This window comes from Acinetobacter sp. YH12129 (genome assembly GCF_013418685.1).
Lineage (GTDB): Bacteria > Pseudomonadota > Gammaproteobacteria > Pseudomonadales > Moraxellaceae > Acinetobacter > Acinetobacter amyesii.
Window position 1 is genome coordinate 1 of record NZ_VPBP01000003.1, and the last position, 17,293, is coordinate 17,293.

The following is a 17,293-nucleotide window of genomic DNA, read 5'->3' on the forward strand; positions in this document are numbered from 1 at the left end:
CCAGATTTAAATCCAATAGAAAATATGTGGTCACGAGTCAAGGCGATTCGAACTAAGTTTAGAGTTAAAGATATTGATAAATTATTTAAAGATTACTGTAATGATTTATTTGGTATTTAGCTATAGTTATTTACAAAAAAATAAAATGATTAGGCAAGATTTAGATTCACCCTCAACGTGGAGATAAAATAATTAAAATCCTCCCGATAATAAAGTATAAAAACTGAATAATCTAAACTATCAATCAGAACAGGCCCGCCACAAATCCTCCAACACCACATCCTTCCGACTCAACACATCATGATTCCAATACCGCACAACAGTTAAACCCAAAGCCTCTAAAAACTTAGTCCGTTCAGCATCATATTCAACAGCATCCTCCATTCCATGCTGACTACCATCCAACTCAATCACTAAACCAATTTCATGGCAGTAAAAATCCACAATATAAGGCTCAATCACATGCTGACGACGGAATTTCAGATTCATAAAACGCTTAGCGCGGAGAAGTTGCCACATCAGGTGTTCTGCATCTGTGGCGGTGTGGCGCATAGATTTGGCGAATTCTAATAATGCAGGGTCAATTTTAATTTTTATTTCCCTCTCCCTAGCCCTCTCCCATAGGGAGAGGGAACATTCATTGTGACATCACTTAATTTAAATTATCTAATTTAAAAAATATAACAGCTAAATTTTACCCAAAATTCAATCAATAATGGAAATCCCCTCTCCTCCTAGGAGAGGGTTAGGGAGAGGTGCTTTTATAAAACCCCATTCTCCAACAACACTTCCAGCCCCTTCACCTTCTCCATATATTTCAGCCGTTCTTTTTCCCACTTCACTTGTTCTTTTAGCACTGAAACATCACCATCAATCACCTTATACACATCTTTCACCTGCATATTTTTGGGCTTCGGTTTTTCACTCCAATGGAAACTATCCGTAATGTCATCTATTTGATTGGCGAGGCGTTGGCTTTGTGCCTCAAGCGCCATTTTATAAAACTTTAAATGTTCATCGGTTAAGGCTTTAGGGCTTTTGCCTTTATTGGTCTCAAGCTGTAATTGCAACTTTAATAAATAAAACAAATCCTGTGCTTCATGGGCTTGGTTCACCACTTGCTGCAATTCGGTTTTTTCAGCTTTTTTAGTTTCATCAGGTTCGCGGTCTGGGTGAATCATGGCGGTAATTTTTAAATACACGGTTTTCAGTGATTGGTTCACTAACTTTTCAGCTTGCTCGCGTTTTTGCGCTAAGCGTCTGCGCTGATGCTCTTCTTTCTCACGTTGATATTGTTCGCTGTCCCACGCTTCATAAGACTCATGTTGTTCTGCAGCGTCCAGTTCTATATCAACATGACTATTTGTGTTTAGCTGTTCTGCTTGTGCTGACTTGCCCTTTTTATTCGGCTTTTGATTATGTGCATGATGCTGCTGATAAAAAACATCAACCTCTGCAACCTTTTCAAGTTCGGCAGTATTTAAGTAGTTGGATTTTTTAAGCTGCTTAGACAGTTTCGTCAATTTTGCATCCAGCTGTGCTAAATCTGCTTTGGCAAAGTCTTCTTGTTGTAGATGCAGCCAAAGCTGTGTGAGCTGACGGTAGTACACTGCATGCAAATCACGATAAATCGGCACAAGTTTTAACTGAATATAGCTCTGAATTTCACTTTTGGCATTTTGCCAAAGCTGTAAGTCTTGCTTTTGCTGTTCGATTTGCTCAATCAGTTTGTTCAGCTTTTTATGCTGTGGGGATAAAGCTTCAACACTCGGGAGTAAACTGACTTTTAACTCAAAAGACATAAGCAAATTTAACGCAAAAAGAAAATTATAGCCGATCTAAGCACTAAACTTATGAGCCCTTTGCCTAAATCAAAAATCACGTTTTATGAATTAACGCTCAAACCGATGCAAATATTGACTCAACTCTTCCCGAACCACCACCTCATGTCCTGCATGACTTCGACTTTGTTCCAAAAGATGCTCAGAGTCGACCACTGCCACGCGATGACCATCCGCAATTAAACGATCTACACCTTCAAACAACATTCGGACACCAACATCGTGTATCAAAGAAATATTAGTCAGATCTAAAACAATATGGTTATTCGCGACAGATTCATTCTGCAATAGTCGCTGCCTCATTACAGATGAAGCGCTGTTGAACACATTTTTGTACCCACGCCGCTAAGCCATGATCAAAATGAATATTCTGTTGCTCGGTCTGAAAGTCGAGCTGCGCTAATCCGAGCTGAAATTGTAATTGCTGCATAACTATCGTTTAAATTATTTAATCTTCTGCCAATTTTAACTCACGAAAGCTGCGTACTTGGTTACGACCTTGTTGCTTTGCCATATACAGCGCTTGATCGGCCATACGCGTGACCATAGCAGACGGTGTCCCCTCGATCGCAGTTGCTACACCAAAACTTGCACTAATCTTCAACATATGTTGGTTGGCTATCATGGTTTCAGCGTCAGAAATGGCCAATCGACAACGTTCAGCGACCTCTATCGCCTGCTCTAAACTCTGATTTTTTAGAATTAAAATGAATTCTTCACCGCCATAACGCCCAACCACATCTTGTACACGAGTATTGTCGTTTAAAATTTGAGCAACACGTTGTAAAACGGCATCTCCTGCATCATGTCCATATTGGTCATTGATCAATTTAAAATGGTCGAGATCAAGCAAAACCACTGCAAATTCAGGCCGTGTCTGTTTGCTGAGCGTATCAAGTTCATGACTGACATAACGACGGTTAAACACATTGGTCAGGCCATCAACACGGCTGAGGACTTCCATCTTTTGTTCACGGTGTCGCCACTGTAAAAGCAAAATCTGAAAAAATACTGCACTGACGATCAATATGGGCAAATACAACTCCGCCATACTCATGAGCCAAAAGGCGTTGTCGTAAAACTCACTCTGTTTTAAAGCTGGGCTGAAAATCGGTGCATATTCTAGATGGTCAATCGAAGTTTGATAGCAAATGTAGCCAATAAACAGTGTGATCGGAAATGTAATACTGAGCATAATTGCAGGACGATAAAAAACCAAACCGACCATCAGCAGATTGACCGTCCCCGCCATGGTGGCAGGACTATAGATCCCGATCATATAGCCGCCATAGATCATGCCGATCCCAAACAGGACGGGCGCAAAATAGCTAAAAAACAGTCTGAAATTTAAATATTTTCTGAAATAAAGACTGAGTACTGCCAATAGGCCATAACTGAGTAGGACTATACAAGCGACCATGATCCTAAACTTGAGCGCACTCGGATTAAACCAGATCCGATTGGTCGAATAATAAAAATTCATGATGCACCACTTCAACACGCTAACTTGACTCAGCATGCCAAAGATGAGGAGTAAACGCCCTTTATCGTAGTCAGACCAATTGATGATGAGATAGTCCGACTCAAACAAAAGATGCTTCAATTTACGCCATTGTACGCCCCATTTCGTACGGACAGCATTACCCCATTTCTTCCCCATTAATCTACTTTTTTATTTTATTATTTCGCTAGTTATACAAGGTTTTAGCTTCAAAAAGAAAGTCTATTTTCACAGTTAAGAATGCAACATTTGAAGCCTTTAAACTTCACTTGCACCACTATTCAATTTACTTTTCCGCTATTTTTAATAACCAAATTGGTCTCATTCTATTTTTTAAATTGACACGTTCTCCTATTCTAAACGCTCGGTGAATAAGATCCCGTTCAGATGATCGACCTCGTGTTGTACAATCCGTGCGGGAAAGCCATTCAGGGTTTTCTCTTTGACTTCACCTTGAAGCGTCAAATATTGCACGCTAATTTGTTCGGCTCTCGGGACTTGTCCACGCGCATTCGGCACACTTAAGCAGCCTTCCTCACCCAATACCGTGGTTGTCGATCGAGATGTAATCACTGGATTCACCATGACAATCGCCTCCATTTCAGGCGCATCTGGATAGCGTAGATTAGGACGTGAAGCTACGATAATCAGCCGCTTAGAAACATAAATTTGCGGTGCGGCAATACCTACACCTTGACGTTCAAGCATGGTGGCATAAAGTGTTTCGCTCAGTGCAGTTAACCATGCAGAACCTATTTCAGATGCTTGTACCTCTGCGGCAGTGAGCGTCAAAATCGCTTCACCACGCTGTGCAACAGCAGCAATATGACTCATGTTTTTATCCTTTTTCGTCTAACTGACTTAAATCACGTTGACTATAATGACGATGCTGTGTTCATTATTATCGGTTCTGAGTATAAAACAGCAGTGTGCTATGGCTTTGAATCTTTTATGGTTTATATAGAGTACTGAATAAAATAGCGGATCATAAATCTTTATATGATTGATATTTATCATTTAAAATTAAAGCACACCATCGCCCATTGCCTATCACTTTTTAAATTAACGTGGCTTTATCTATATTATTTTGTTCTTATTTAATGATATTTCCATAACTATAAGTTTTTAATAAGGCAAAAAAGTTTGATTATTCAATAAAAATTTGAATCACTAAAATCATCGCATGCTATTTGCTGTTGGAAAATATTTGCATGGAAGCTCAGCCACGCCTGACTCGTCAAGATAAACGTACCCTCGGACTGTCATCACTCGGTGGTGCTTTAGAGTTTTATGACTTCGTTATTTATGTGTTTTATGCCAAAATTATTTCGGAACTGTTTTTCCCCACTGGACTCAGTCCATTTTGGGCGATGCTGAATACCTACGGTATTTTTGCAGCCGGATATTTTTTCCGCCCATTGGGTGGTGTGGTGATGGCGCATTTTGGCGATTTGATTGGTCGTAAGCGTTTATTTAGTTTGTCTATTTTACTCATGGCTCTGCCTACACTGATGATCGGTGTGATGCCAACTTTTGAAAGTATTGGCTATGCAGCACCACTCCTGCTCCTACTGATGCGCGTGATTCAAGGGATCGCGATTGGTGGCGAAATCCCTGCGGCATGGACTTTTGTTTCAGAGCATGTGCCTGAGCAAAAAATTGGGATCGCCAACGGCCTACTCACTGCCGGCTTATCTTTGGGTATCTTATTGGGCGCACTGATGTCTTTGTTTATTTCATTACAATTTACAGAGTCAGAAATCCATGATTGGGCATGGCGGATTCCATTTATTTTAGGCGGGATCTTTGGCTTTGTTGCGCTCTATCTCCGCAGTTATTTAAAAGAAACGCCTGTATTTAAAGCCATGCAAGAAAAGAAACAATTGGCTAAAGAGCTTCCAGTGAAACAAGTACTGCAACAGCACAAAACAGGCGTTGTGATTGGTATGCTGTTTACATGGTTCTTAACTGGCTGCGTTGTTGTGCTGATTTTAGCGATGCCAAATTTACTCACGGGCGTCTTTGGTTTTGAACGTGCCGATGCCTTTAAAATGCAAAGTGCCGCTATTGTGATGCAAATGGTCGGTTGTATCTTGGCAGGTCTTTTGGCAGATCGCTTCGGTGCGGGTAAAGTGATGCTGTTCGGTTCACTCCTTGTCGCAATAATCGCGGGCGTGTTCTATAACAGCTTGGGTCATGTGGCAGCATCGACCGTGTTTGCGCTCTATATGCTGCTCGGTTTGGCATCAGGTACGGTTGGTATGGTGTCTTATAGTATGGTGAAAATGTTCCCTGCACAGATTCGTTTCTCGGGCATTTCATTTTCATACAATTTGGCCTATGCCATCGCGGGTGGTATCACCTTGCCATTGGTTCAATGGTTGAGTTTATACAGCAACATTGGCGCCATGTATTATATTTGGACCGTCTGTTTGGTGACCTTCTTTACTGCGATGCTCTATCGTCAACGTTTTGAAAAAACATCTCATTAAAATAATAAAAAAAGCGGTCAATGACCGCTTTTTTTAAATCTCTTTCAAATCAATTCAGGCTTTTAAATTTTTACGCAATTCATCTTCTACAATTTCAATCTCAAGCTGACTAAAACGACGAATTTCACCTTCTGCATGTTTTTCAAGTAATCCACCAATCAGTGGAACTTTGACTTTCACCGTCCAGTCCAAATTGAAACTCACTTGTGTTGCATCACCACTGACACTTCGTTTACAACTGGCTTCGAGCGGTAGGTTCGGATCTAGTTTGACGTCAGATGTTAATGCCGCCAAATTACTAATATCCGTACGTTTCAGACGAAACGCATCTTTTAAAAACTTCTTGGCAATATCTGGAATATTTACATCAAGGTTATAGGCACGTTTTAAGGTATACATATCGCCTGTTTTTTTTGATTCTAAAATTTCTAGATTTTCACCCGGTATGCGTTTGCACACCGCTTCATGCAAGCTGATATCTGCGGCTAGTCGTTTAAAATCTTCAAGTGAAACGCCATGAATTGTGGCATTGACGGTAAATTGATGTGCCATTCTCGTAATCCTTAAGGTCAATATTGGTTTTATTGTTTTATTTCGCCCAGTCTACAGTTGCTAAAACTGTGCTTTTAATTAAATCGAAAAGCGTTATGGCTGTCATTGACCTGAAACCAAGCTAGAAAAACAGAATTGCCATACAGCAACTCATTGGACTCTGCCTTAAAGGACTTTTTAATAGATTTGCCCATGCTTATCTTTAAACTCGAGCTGAAATTCCCAGCCCGCATCGATTTTTAAATACATCCCTGCATAGGACAACTTTGCGTACCAATGACCGAAGCCGAGGCTAAAAATATCAAAGCTGGCTTGTTCAGGCAGCTGTTGTATTGGTTTTGCATGTATCAAAGCGCTGGGTTCATAAGACGTGCAGTGCGAGCCATAATGATGAAAAAGTTCAATACATAGCTGATTAACTGATGTTATGCAGTAACCATCAAAGCGCAATTTACTTCAAATAAAAGAACGATACGCGGTAAGGTCATCCGCAAGTGTTTGAGACAGGACTACTTCTAATCAAAAATGTTTTTGCGATGCTTTGAATAATTTGACGGTAGTGAACGAGTTTTGTCGGTGAGGTGCATTGCACCGCAAGATGGTTTCTTTACGAAGCACGCTTCTCATTTTGCCGAATGAGAAACAATGTTCCGTAAGAGTACCTCCAGCCGAAGGCTAATCCCTTTATTCAATCTTTAGATGTAAGACTCCGTCGAATAGACTTAAAAATCATTTTAAAAGTGCATAAGTACTTTTACGTGCGTAACATCAGTTGTTAATTTAAGATCATGCTATGCACCACACCATCCCGATCACGGTGTACCAATTTGATTACTTGTGAATAATCGATCAAAACGCTTTGGTGTTTGTAACTGATTTGGATGCCGTATTCATCTGCACCATCATCCAAACCGCTGATGCTACATTGCGTGCCTTGTGGAAATGCATTGAGCCATTCAGCGTTATACACATCTGCTATTTGTTCAAACTGAAAAAAGCTCGCTTTTTGCTGCAATAGAAACCCAGCTTGTCGATCAAAACGCAGTTGCTGCTCAAGTTGAAAGTCGATAATCATGACTCTGCACGCTCTTTACTTATTCATCGGGTTCGGAATCGGCTATTAAAAGTAGCTTTGCCATCACCCAATGATCCTTATAAAGCTTTCATCGCCTGTTGCTGCTGTTTATTTTTGACTTGTGTCCATTGCCACCAACCAAATGCCGCCAAGCCCACAAAACCAGCATACAACGCCGCAGTGAGATACAGGTCTTTGTATATAAACATACCCACATAGATAATATCGACAAATACCCAAAGCACCCAAGTAGCAATATGTTTCCGGCTGGTCCAATACGTTGCGAGTAAGCTAAACGCGGCCAATTGTGCATCCAAAATCGGTACGGCTGCATCGGTAAAATAGTGCAAACTTAAACCAAAAATCAAACCGCCCACCGCTGCTAAGAGCATTTGAAAGATCACGAGTTTGGTCGCAATCGGTTCAATACGGATGTCATGATCTTGTTGTTTGCCCTTCAACCAGTGATAAAAACCGTAGAAGTTCACCACCACAAAGAAAAACTGCAAAATGGTTTCGCCATAAAGTTTGTAGGTATAAAACAAGTAGGCATACAGCAAAAAAGCTGCAAAGTTAAACCACCAACACCACATATTTCGCTTAATGGTTAAACTCACCCCGATTAAGCTAATAATAACTGCAAATATTTCTAAGTTCGACATGGTTGATTGGGCCTTAAAAAAGCTGCAGCTATTATGGAAAAAATCAGCCCAAAGGCAAGCTATATCACACACTATTTCATATCAACTCTGTAAATTTTAAATCAAACCACTCATCCACCAGACGATGATTTTGATGTTTTGAACGCATCAGTTTTGACAGTTTTCTAACAATCTTTTAAAAACTTAGCTATGCATAAAGAATAATTAGAAGGAATTATCCAAATGTCAGAACAACAAGGTCGTGTAAGTCGAGAAATTCGTGGTCATCTTTATTTAATCGGTTTGGACCGTGCAGATAAACGAAATGCGTTTGACAGTCATTTAATTCATGACCTTTCACTGGCGCTCACTGAATATGAAGATGATCCAAATTTACGCTGTGCGGTGATTTTTGCTCATGGCGATCATTTTACTGCGGGTCTAGATCTGGTCGAACTACAACCCAAACTTGGCAGCGGGCTGTTTAATTTTCCTGATCAGCAAATTAATCCGTGGGGAACCAACTCACGACAACGAAAAAAACCAGTTGTGGTCGCGGTACAAGGGTTCTGTTTTACAGCGGGTATTGAACTCATGCTGAATGCCGATATCGTGATCGCACAGCGTCACACGGAGTTTGCTCAAATGGAAGTGCAACGTGGCATTCTTCCTTTTGGTGGTGCAACAGTTCGTTTTGTCCAAGCAGCGGGTTGGAATAAAGCCATGCGCTATTTACTCACAGGTGAACGTTTCAATGCGCAAACGGCATATGACATGAACTTGGTGACTGAAATCACTGACCAAGCACCCTTATCTCGTGCCATTGAACTTGCGGAACAAATTGCGCAGGCTGCACCACTGGCGGTTCAGGCAACACTCGCTGCAGCACAGCAAGGTGTGCATTTGGGAGCCGATGCTGCCTTTGCTCAATTAGATCAGCACTTACAGCCATTACTAAAAACACAAGATGTACAAGAAGGCGTGATGGCCATGCTACAACGTCGCGCAGCCAATTTTCAGGGCAAATAAGCCTATGGATAAATCGAATAAACCTTTAACGCCCTGCAACATCAAGAGAAAAATTATGCCAACGGATTTAGAACAAGCAACGCAAGAAATACATAGTACACCTGTGAGTTTCACAGCAACCGATGGTTATACGCTTTCAGGCGTTGAATATCGGCCTAATACTGCCGCTAAGGCCAATATTATTATTTCAAGTGCGACAGGTGTACCTCAACAATTTTACCGTCGATTTGCCGAGTATGCCGCAGAACTCGGTTATCAAGTACTGACTTTTGATTATCGTGGTATTGGACGTTCTGCACCGTCAAAACTTAAAGGCTTTAAGATGTCTTATCTTGACTGGGGACGTTATGACCTTTCTGGTGCCATAGCTTATATGCAACAACACGGTCAGGAAACTTTTCTAGTGGGACACTCCTATGGCGGTCAAGCACTAGGCCTTACCTCAAATCATGATCAGATACGTGCCATGTATTGTTTTGGCACTGGCGCAGGTTGGCATGGCTATATGCCCTTTAAAGAAAAAATGAAAGTTCATGTGATGTGGAATATCGTTTTTCCGCCGATGGTTGCCGTCAAAGGGTATTTGCCTTGGAGCAAACTCAATATGGGCGCTGACCTTCCTGTCGATGTCTATAAGCAATGGCGTCGTTGGTGTAAAAACCCAACCTATTTCTTTGCCGACCCTGAGCTGAGTGAGCTATCTCAACAATATGCTGCAGTTCAAACGCCGATTTATGCGGTCGCTGCGCTCGATGATGACTGGGCATTACCCAATTCACGACATGCTTTTATGCAACATTATGCGCAAGCATCAATGCACTATATCAATATTGAAGCGCAAGATTATGGTCTAAAACAGATTGGTCATATGGGATATTTCCGCAAAGGTGCTGAACCCTTATGGCAGGAAGTCATTGGAAGGTTTGACGAACTATTAGTCGGTTAAACCAATTTACTTTATACACATCATAGTGATTTATTTGGATAGAGAGATACATGCGTCCACGGAAAAACACCTCAGAACATCTATTACTACAGTCAGCACACGCCTTTAAACGCTATGGCTATATGGGCTGCAGCATGGGGAAATTGGCTGAAGCCTGTGGACTTTCAAAAGCTGCGTTTTATTATGACTATCCGAATAAAGACGCTTTGCTGATGGAAATTTTAAACCTGACACACGTGAAGTTAAAGCACAGTATTTTTCAGCAATTACAGCAAACTACTACCTCACCTCAACAGGCTTTCTCGCACATCCATCAACAGGCCATCCAGTTTTTTAGCCAAGGTGGATTAGGCTGTTTGGTCGGGATCTTAAGTATGGAGCGGCAACATTTACCTGCCGAGATTTTTGCAAAATTACAGTCCATCTTTCAGGAGTGGCAACTCGCCTTTGAAGTGTTTTTTAAGCGATGCATGACCATCGAACACGCCGCTCAACTTGCCAAAATCAGCTTGGCTGATTATGAAGGCGCTATTTTAATGGCCCGAATAACCGATGATTTGAGTTATCTCGATTTAGTCCAAGATCGCATTTTGCTTCAACTTGCGGAGTCTTGATAGCGATATTCAATTTTATGTTCTTCGCCAAAACGGTCGACATGTGTATAAAACTCACCGTATCGGCCTAAATAATACTCGAGTGATTGATTGTAAAAATTCCAATAAATCGACCATTCATTCAAATCTAATTGGCGAATTTGAGTTTTACAATTCACTGGCATGCGACGTAAAAAGACTTCTTGTAACTGCTCGGCTGCCTGTAGCGAATCTAATTTGTATTGTTGTTGAAAGAAAATTTCCGCAATATCATCAAAAAGTTGCTGTTCATATTCATCAACTTCAATGACCTGATCGACTTGGCGTATAGCATCATCATTCGATGCTAAAGAGATACTGTTCGATTTTTCTGGTGCTTGGTAGCGCGTATATTTTTGACGATATTTTTCTGTTTTTAGGATTTTTTTGACCACAATGCCCGCTGCAGACAACGCGATCAGAATACATATCACAATGAGAAAATTAACCATAATAACAACCTACTGCCGATGACGCGCATGCACATCTTGAATCATCGAATATTTTTATGGACTAATATAACGCACAATAACGTTTAAAATTCATACAAAATTATTTTAAAGCTGAAATTTGGTCTATTTTCTTTGCTAATTTATTTCAAACTATTACACCTGCTGAAATCATTGAGTATGTATACATTTCTAAAAGATCTATTATTACTTTAAAAACAGTATAGTTAGATGCATTTATGTGGTTATTTATCCATATTTAATGATTAATTTATAAATATACATTTGTAAATTTTGCAACAATTTTGAAATAAAAACCCAACCCAACAGCGCAATGGCAGCAAAAAAAACATAAAACGCAACAATAAGCCTCTTTAAGCACAGGGCGATATCTTCTGAAATGGCAGGCTGTTGGAGTTTTTTATAAAAAGAAAAAATTATGATACGCGAAGCACAAATCCAGGACATACCCGAAATTATTCACGTGATTCACAACAGCATTCGTTCATGTATCCAGGACCATCAACGTAATGAAAGTGTGATTCAAACTTGGCTTGAGGAGGCAAACCAATCAAATATTTTAATGTGGATGCTTTACAACGACAGTTGGGTCTACGTCAGTGACAATCGAGTGGTCGGCTTTATTTTAGTCAGTGATCAGGGACAAATTTTACTGAACTATATCTGCCCTGAACGTCAGTACCAAGGCATTGGTAAGGCGTTATTGTTAAACATGATGCACTGCGTCCGGAAAAAGAATATTACCGAGATCAGTCTAGAAAGTACTCATACGGCACTCGCCTTTTACCAAAAATATGGCTTTGTCGCACATCAGGATTTTGAGCCTGCCGATGTTCCGCTCAAATTGGTCAAACAGCTCTGTTAGTAGAGAGGCAAACCTCATAAAAAGATAGATTTTCAAATAGGATGATTATGATAGGTGAATTTAAAGAGAGATCAATCTAAATAAGTATTGGCAATGGATACTACCGATACCTCCACAAAGTTTTAAACCGTTTACGACTAGGTATCAAGGCTTAAGTTGATCGCGTCCTGCCTGTTTGGCCATATATAAATAATGGTCTGCATGTTTCATTAAAGCTTCGATACTGTCAAAGTCATTTTGCTTATCCATCCATGCCATGCCCAAACTTAGAGTGACGTAATTTTTGTCATCACCCCGATTAACATGTTCAAGCTGTTCATTACGCATGGCTTCGAGTACCAATTGTAATTGCTCTTGGGCAATCGCATACGGAACATCATGCATCAATATGGCAAACTCTTCTCCCCCGTAGCGAGCCACATAGGCTGAACTTGGCAGGGTATTTTGCATGGTTTTCACGATCTGCTGTAACACCTCATCGCCTTTGAGATGTCCATAGTGGTCATTATAATTTTTAAAATAATCAACATCTAACATGGCAAAGACCAGTGTTCGATGGCTATGAAAACGGACTTCCGAATATAAGCGTTGAATTTCAGCATTCAGTGCACGGCGGTTGAATGCCCCCGTTAAGGCATCAATACGAATTTGTAGCTCTAGCTTTTTATTCAGCTCGTGAAGCTGTAAGGTGCGCTCTTTGACTTTCTGATCGAGTGAACTGTTTAGCTCAAGCAAACTATTATTCAACTGTTCCGTATGCATCGACTGCTGTGCATAATGATGCGATTGCTGAAACATGATCAACAAGGCATACAAACTGGTTGAAATGAACGATAAATTGACTGAATCAATCAAATTCATCATCAGCAAAAAGTCGTTTAAAAAGGTAATGCACAGGAAAATAACCGCGATTAAATTTAATTTTGAATACGGTTCTTTCTTTTTCAGTGTTAGGTAAAAACCATAAGCAAAATTACTCAGAACAACGATCACATAAGCAAAGCTGTAGGTTGCCAAAGGCTGAAAAATCTCAGGCGTCGAAACAAAAGTCACTGAAATATTCAAAGACAATAGCAACATCGCGATCTGATAATTTAGCGTAAATAAATAGCGACGACTAAGTAAGTGGATATAACTTAAAAAGAAAATCGACGCAAAATAAGTAAATAAATAGTCTAAACGCGTGCCCCATAACCAATTGATATCGGTAAACGTGGTATAGGCATAGGGTGCTGAAAATAAATTATGGAATGCTAAAAAGACAATAAATAAGCCAAATACCAAGTTACTTCGGCTGTTGCGGCCGCGTAAACCTCGGAAGACTGAAAATAGAATCGTAAATAGTCCCACACCCAAGACGGCGCCCGACACCATTCCAATACTCATCATTTGTTGTTGGAATTGGCGGTTTACTGTCTTAGCAATACCAATACGCATCGGGTTTTCAAACCCGCCATGCATACTGTTAAAACTCGAAGCTTGAATGGTTAAGGTGAAATATTCATCTTGTGCCACAAAATAGGCAATTCGCGGCGCATTTTCCGTTTTTTGTTCTGCTTCAGTTTGTCCCACTTCACCCAAACGGACGATCACATCACCATTTAAAAATACCCGATACGCACCGTACTGATTTGGAATCAATATTGCGATACGACGGCCAATAAATTGTTTGGGGATTTGGAAATGTCCAGTAAATGTCCCAAAGCCTTTACTATCCCCTGTGATGTCTTTAAATGAAGCAGGCAGATAGACCGTTTGACCGACCAGAACTGAACTTGGAGACGTTAAAAATTGATTTGGATAAAACAACCATTTGCCTTGCAATAGGCTACTGGTATCTTCTGTGAAGTAGATTTGGTTAACTTCGTTTTGATGCTTTAAATAAAATGATTTAGGCGCAGTTTCATACTGTGCTTGAACAGTCGATACAGTAAATGCCAGTGTAAAAATAATAAAGGTAAAAACCCAGAACAATCTGGTACAAGGCAACTGTAAATACAATGGCTTTGATTCCTGCGTTTATACTCGAGTAATTATTCTAATCTACGGTAAAAGACAAAAATAACAACATCTATTTTATCCAATTGATCAATAACGTCCATGTCATCGATCTAAAACAGTCACTGTATTAATCGCGAGTTTTTACGTCATACAATTCAATCTCAAAAATAAGATTTGAATTGGCAGGAATTACATTACCCATTTTACGCTCACCATAAGCCAAATGTGATGGTACGATTAACTTACGTTTACCACCGACTTTCATCCCCATGATGCCCTGATCCCAACCTTTAATCACACGGCCTGTACCAATTACCGTTTCAAAATAATTACCACGATCCAGTGATGAATCGAATTTAGTGCCGTCTTCTAACCAGCCTGTATAGTGTGTTGTAATCAAAGCGCCTTTAACCGCTTCTTTACCTTCGCCTACCACTAAGTCAATAATTTCTAATTCTTTGCTCATGCTCTCAACCTCAAATGCCGCAATCAAAATAAAACCCTATTATAAACAGGATTACTTTGGATGCCGTAGTAAATACGCTGTTAAAAATTGAGCTCCAGAATATCCTGATCATTCATTAGATCTTGAGTTAATTTTCTATGGTTTGTCGCAGAGCCAATTAAGATCCAACGCCCACTGATTTTATGTTCAGTTTTATGTCGCACACTACGAACCACTTGCATTTGATAGGTTTTAAACAGCTCTTCATAGTCATCCAGCGTTTGTTGTCGAAAGTGACAAACGATACGATAACTCCGTGCTTGGTTTTTCGCTTCAATCCACGCTTGAATATAAATCAAAACAATTAAAACGATCAGCACAATTACCGTACCAATCAAGCTCAGCATGACATAGCCCGCTCCCGCAGCCATGCCTAAGGCAGCGGTCATCCAAATGGTAGTTGCTGTGGTAATGCCTGAAATTCGATTTTCATCTTTAAAAATTACCCCCGCACCCAAAAAGCCGAGGCCAGTCAAAATATTGGCCGCAATTCGATCATGACTATCAACGCCGATACGTAACGATAAGATAGTAAATAAACATGAACTTAAACTGACCATAATCATGGTGCGCAGACCTGCCGACTTACTTCGGTACTCACGTTCCGTACCAATGACAGCGCCAATCATAAGCGCCACAAATAACAAATAAAAATCAGGGTACATCGGCTGCTCCCCATCTTTAAAATTTTCTCATTGTTTGTAGATATACCGAATTTTATAGTCAGGATGCAAGCCTAAACTCACACCCATCATGAAGAGTTAAATCAAATGATAAACTTATTGCAATTGTGTCCATTCAATCACCGCTTGAGCTTTATCACCAATCAAAGTCCATTCGCCATCCATTACGTTTAATTGTAAAGACATGGTTCGTTCGCATAACTCTTGAATGGCAGCTGTACTCGCTTCAGATAATTGCCAAATTTCAACATTCTTCAGGGTTTTCAGTTTGCTGTTGCGTTTATACCATTCGTCTACTGAAGAACCATAGGTAATCACAGCAACGTGTGGGCAACGTGCGCTGGCTTTTTTGACTTTATCTTCGTCAGGGCAACCGACTTCAATCCATTTCACCAATTGACCTGTTAAATCTTTTTCCCACAGCGCTGGTTCGTCTGTTTCGAAAAGATCTTTGGTAAATTCTAATGCTTCATCTGCATAGCGTGCATATGCCAAGACACGCACCATCAAACGCTCAATCGTTTCAGAAGGATGCAAAGCCATCGTCAATTGATAATCACCATATTGGTGTACATCCATATTGGCAATGTTCAAATCTGCTTTATAAATTGTAGCTTTTAGCGCCATGGTAAAGTCCTCAAATTTGGCGCCTAGCATATAAGATTTAGCAAGCTTTTGCTGCGCTGATTTACTTATTTCTCCGCTTTATCGGCATCGATACGGCACTGCATTAATCGATCTTCAAATTCGAGCCATTCACGTTCAGTTTGGTAAATAATTTCGACACGATTATCGATACTTTCCTCGCTCGACTGATAATTAAACTGATCAGGATTAAAGTTAAAGGTTTTCCAACCTTGGTCTGTCTGAAAAATACCTTTGATCCGTAGCCAATCTTGCTGCTCACAGAGTAAATCTAACAGCTCAAAAAAGTCGAAAATCCATCGTTTTGGGAGTTTCCAACCTGCGACACTATAGCCCTGAGCGGATTCAACATAATGATAAGGCAACTGTTTAATTTCTGTGGGTACATCGACCAACGTTTGCTTTTGCATCGCCAATAAAGGCTGAATTTTACGAGGACTTCCCACATAGGCAAGATCAATATTTGCCAGTTTTAATTCACCTTTGACGACATTGATCCATTGCTGCTGATACGGTAAATACGCTTGTTTGAGTCGTTCCAAACCAGCTTGATCGGCATCACTCATACAATCGACATGAGACACCACAACGATTTGTGCCACTTTGAGTTGATCGGCATACAGGTTTTGCGAAGTCCAATCTTGATCATGTAAGCGTGAGCCATCGACCACGGTCACCAATGCTCGCATGGCTAAATGCGGATGCCAATGTGGCTCAGTCAATTGCTCCAAAAGTTGTCCCGGATGCCCCAAACCTGTCGGCTCAATAAACAGTCGGTCGGGTTTCACCTCTGACAATAACCGTGACAACGCAATTTGCATCGGCAGTTGGCTGCTACAACATAGACATCCACCCAATAATTCCTTCACCGCAAAGCCCTGATCTTGCGGCAACATCTGTTGATCGACCCCAATTTGCCCAAACTCATTCATCAGTACGGCCCAAGTTTCGCCCGCTGGCTTTTGCTTTAATAACTGCTGTAAAACTGTGGTTTTACCCGCACCTAAAAAGCCAGAAATAATATGAACCGGAATCGCACCGTGGGTAGAAACTAATTTCAAAAGTGAGTCACTCAAATAAATAGCCAATGATTGATGGCCTTTACCATAATGATTTCAAAAAAATGCTGCAAGCCTAGTCTTCATTTCTCCGTCTTCATTTTCCTAAAGCATAGATTAGCCTAGTATCCGAGGCATTGAATGATGATCTGGCTGTTAAACAGCCTATTTATTCCATTTGCATGAATGCATGACATATCTGGTCACATTTTATTGGCAAAGTTAACTCTTATATTTAAAAAAATAGCCATATCGAAAAGAATCCTTACATTTGGATTTTAGTGAAAATTCTGGATTCAGCTTAATTACGACTTCGATGTAATCATCATGTAAACAATGAATGAATCATGAAGTCGA

21 protein-coding genes are annotated in these 17,293 nt (G+C 40.4%); 5 read left to right on the forward strand and 16 right to left on the reverse strand.

What is annotated here, in order from left to right; translation table 11 throughout:
* Positions 1–240: 240 nt before the first annotated feature.
* From FTU65_RS02440 to def, 6 genes are all read right to left on the reverse strand, one after another.
* Positions 241–591, reverse strand: a complete 351-nt coding sequence (locus FTU65_RS02440) for an endonuclease domain-containing protein (RefSeq protein ID WP_180064987.1) — start codon at positions 589–591, stop codon at positions 241–243.
* Positions 592–761: 170 nt separating this feature from the next.
* Entirely contained in the window at positions 762–1,802 is a 1,041-nt protein-coding gene (locus tag FTU65_RS02445) for a molecular chaperone DnaJ (RefSeq protein ID WP_180064912.1), read from the reverse strand.
* 90 nt (positions 1,803–1,892) lie between these two features.
* Positions 1,893–2,129 (reverse strand): hypothetical protein, encoded by a 237-nt coding sequence (locus FTU65_RS02450; RefSeq protein ID WP_180066328.1) that lies wholly within the window; start codon positions 2,127–2,129, stop codon positions 1,893–1,895.
* Positions 2,119–2,271, reverse strand: a complete 153-nt coding sequence (locus FTU65_RS02455) for a hypothetical protein (RefSeq protein ID WP_180064914.1) — start codon at positions 2,269–2,271, stop codon at positions 2,119–2,121. Before FTU65_RS02455 ends, FTU65_RS02450 begins: the two co-directional genes overlap by 11 nt.
* An 18-nt stretch (positions 2,272–2,289) precedes the next feature.
* Positions 2,290–3,501 carry a GGDEF domain-containing protein gene (locus tag FTU65_RS02460; RefSeq protein ID WP_180064915.1) on the reverse strand — a complete coding sequence of 404 codons (1,212 nt, stop codon included), beginning with the start codon at positions 3,499–3,501 and terminating at the stop codon, positions 2,290–2,292.
* A 192-nt stretch (positions 3,502–3,693) separates the two neighbouring features.
* Positions 3,694–4,176 (reverse strand): peptide deformylase, encoded by a 483-nt coding sequence (gene def / locus FTU65_RS02465; RefSeq protein ID WP_180064916.1) that lies wholly within the window; start codon positions 4,174–4,176, stop codon positions 3,694–3,696.
* A gap of 377 nt (positions 4,177–4,553) precedes the next feature.
* Between def and FTU65_RS02470 the strand changes: the two genes are divergently transcribed.
* On the forward strand, positions 4,554–5,834 hold the full coding sequence (locus tag FTU65_RS02470) for an MFS transporter (protein WP_180064917.1): 1,281 nt from the start codon (positions 4,554–4,556) through the stop codon (positions 5,832–5,834).
* A gap of 54 nt (positions 5,835–5,888) precedes the next feature.
* Here FTU65_RS02470 and FTU65_RS02475 read toward each other — a convergent pair whose 3' ends face one another.
* The 4 genes from FTU65_RS02475 to pnuC form a co-directional block, all read right to left on the reverse strand.
* On the reverse strand, positions 5,889–6,386 hold the full coding sequence (locus FTU65_RS02475; RefSeq protein WP_078192225.1) for a DUF2505 family protein: 498 nt from the start codon (positions 6,384–6,386) through the stop codon (positions 5,889–5,891).
* A 177-nt stretch (positions 6,387–6,563) separates the two neighbouring features.
* Positions 6,564–6,737 (reverse strand): hypothetical protein, encoded by a 174-nt coding sequence (locus FTU65_RS02480; RefSeq protein ID WP_180011477.1) that lies wholly within the window; start codon positions 6,735–6,737, stop codon positions 6,564–6,566.
* Positions 6,738–7,161: 424 nt separating this feature from the next.
* Complete coding sequence (locus FTU65_RS02485) at positions 7,162–7,461, reverse strand: hypothetical protein (protein WP_180007552.1); 300 nt, start codon at positions 7,459–7,461, stop codon at positions 7,162–7,164.
* Between the two features lie 77 nt (positions 7,462–7,538).
* Complete coding sequence (pnuC, locus tag FTU65_RS02490; protein ID WP_180005315.1) at positions 7,539–8,123, reverse strand: nicotinamide riboside transporter PnuC; 585 nt, start codon at positions 8,121–8,123, stop codon at positions 7,539–7,541.
* Positions 8,124–8,345: 222 nt separating this feature from the next.
* Between pnuC and FTU65_RS02495 the strand changes: the two genes are divergently transcribed.
* Genes FTU65_RS02495 through FTU65_RS02505 form a run of 3 tightly spaced genes read left to right on the forward strand, consistent with a single transcriptional unit; the run spans position 8,346 to position 10,691 of the window.
* Entirely contained in the window at positions 8,346–9,131 is a 786-nt protein-coding gene (locus tag FTU65_RS02495) for a crotonase/enoyl-CoA hydratase family protein (RefSeq protein WP_180007551.1), read from the forward strand.
* Positions 9,132–9,186: 55 nt separating this feature from the next.
* Positions 9,187–10,077, forward strand: a complete 891-nt coding sequence (locus FTU65_RS02500) for an alpha/beta fold hydrolase (RefSeq protein WP_180011475.1) — start codon at positions 9,187–9,189, stop codon at positions 10,075–10,077.
* A 50-nt stretch (positions 10,078–10,127) separates the two neighbouring features.
* On the forward strand, positions 10,128–10,691 hold the full coding sequence (locus FTU65_RS02505) for a TetR/AcrR family transcriptional regulator (RefSeq protein ID WP_180064919.1): 564 nt from the start codon (positions 10,128–10,130) through the stop codon (positions 10,689–10,691).
* On the opposite strand, the gene FTU65_RS02510 is transcribed toward FTU65_RS02505, so the two are convergent.
* Positions 10,673–11,161, reverse strand: coding sequence for a hypothetical protein (locus FTU65_RS02510; protein WP_168379275.1), 489 nt, complete (start codon positions 11,159–11,161; stop codon positions 10,673–10,675). The two genes, FTU65_RS02505 and FTU65_RS02510, sit on opposite strands and share 19 nt — an antisense overlap.
* 436 nt (positions 11,162–11,597) lie before the next feature.
* On the opposite strand from FTU65_RS02510, the gene FTU65_RS02515 reads away from it, so the two are divergent.
* Positions 11,598–12,044: a GNAT family N-acetyltransferase gene (locus FTU65_RS02515; protein ID WP_078191420.1), complete on the forward strand. Its 447-nt coding sequence runs from the start codon at positions 11,598–11,600 to the stop codon at positions 12,042–12,044.
* A 144-nt stretch (positions 12,045–12,188) separates the two neighbouring features.
* On the opposite strand, the gene FTU65_RS02520 is transcribed toward FTU65_RS02515, so the two are convergent.
* From FTU65_RS02520 to FTU65_RS02540, 5 genes are all read right to left on the reverse strand, one after another.
* Positions 12,189–14,045: a diguanylate cyclase domain-containing protein gene (locus FTU65_RS02520; RefSeq protein ID WP_373687874.1), complete on the reverse strand. Its 1,857-nt coding sequence runs from the start codon at positions 14,043–14,045 to the stop codon at positions 12,189–12,191.
* 127 nt (positions 14,046–14,172) lie between these two features.
* On the reverse strand, positions 14,173–14,511 hold the full coding sequence (locus FTU65_RS02525) for an FKBP-type peptidyl-prolyl cis-trans isomerase (RefSeq protein ID WP_180005310.1): 339 nt from the start codon (positions 14,509–14,511) through the stop codon (positions 14,173–14,175).
* Between the two features lie 80 nt (positions 14,512–14,591).
* A complete protein-coding gene (locus FTU65_RS02530) occupies positions 14,592–15,215 on the reverse strand; it encodes an MgtC/SapB family protein (RefSeq protein ID WP_180011469.1) in 624 nt (207 codons plus the stop codon).
* Between the two features lie 114 nt (positions 15,216–15,329).
* Complete coding sequence (locus FTU65_RS02535) at positions 15,330–15,860, reverse strand: YaeQ family protein (protein WP_078191423.1); 531 nt, start codon at positions 15,858–15,860, stop codon at positions 15,330–15,332.
* A 65-nt stretch (positions 15,861–15,925) separates the two neighbouring features.
* A complete protein-coding gene (locus FTU65_RS02540; RefSeq protein WP_168379278.1) occupies positions 15,926–16,939 on the reverse strand; it encodes a GTP-binding protein in 1,014 nt (337 codons plus the stop codon).
* Positions 16,940–17,293 lie beyond the last annotated feature (354 nt).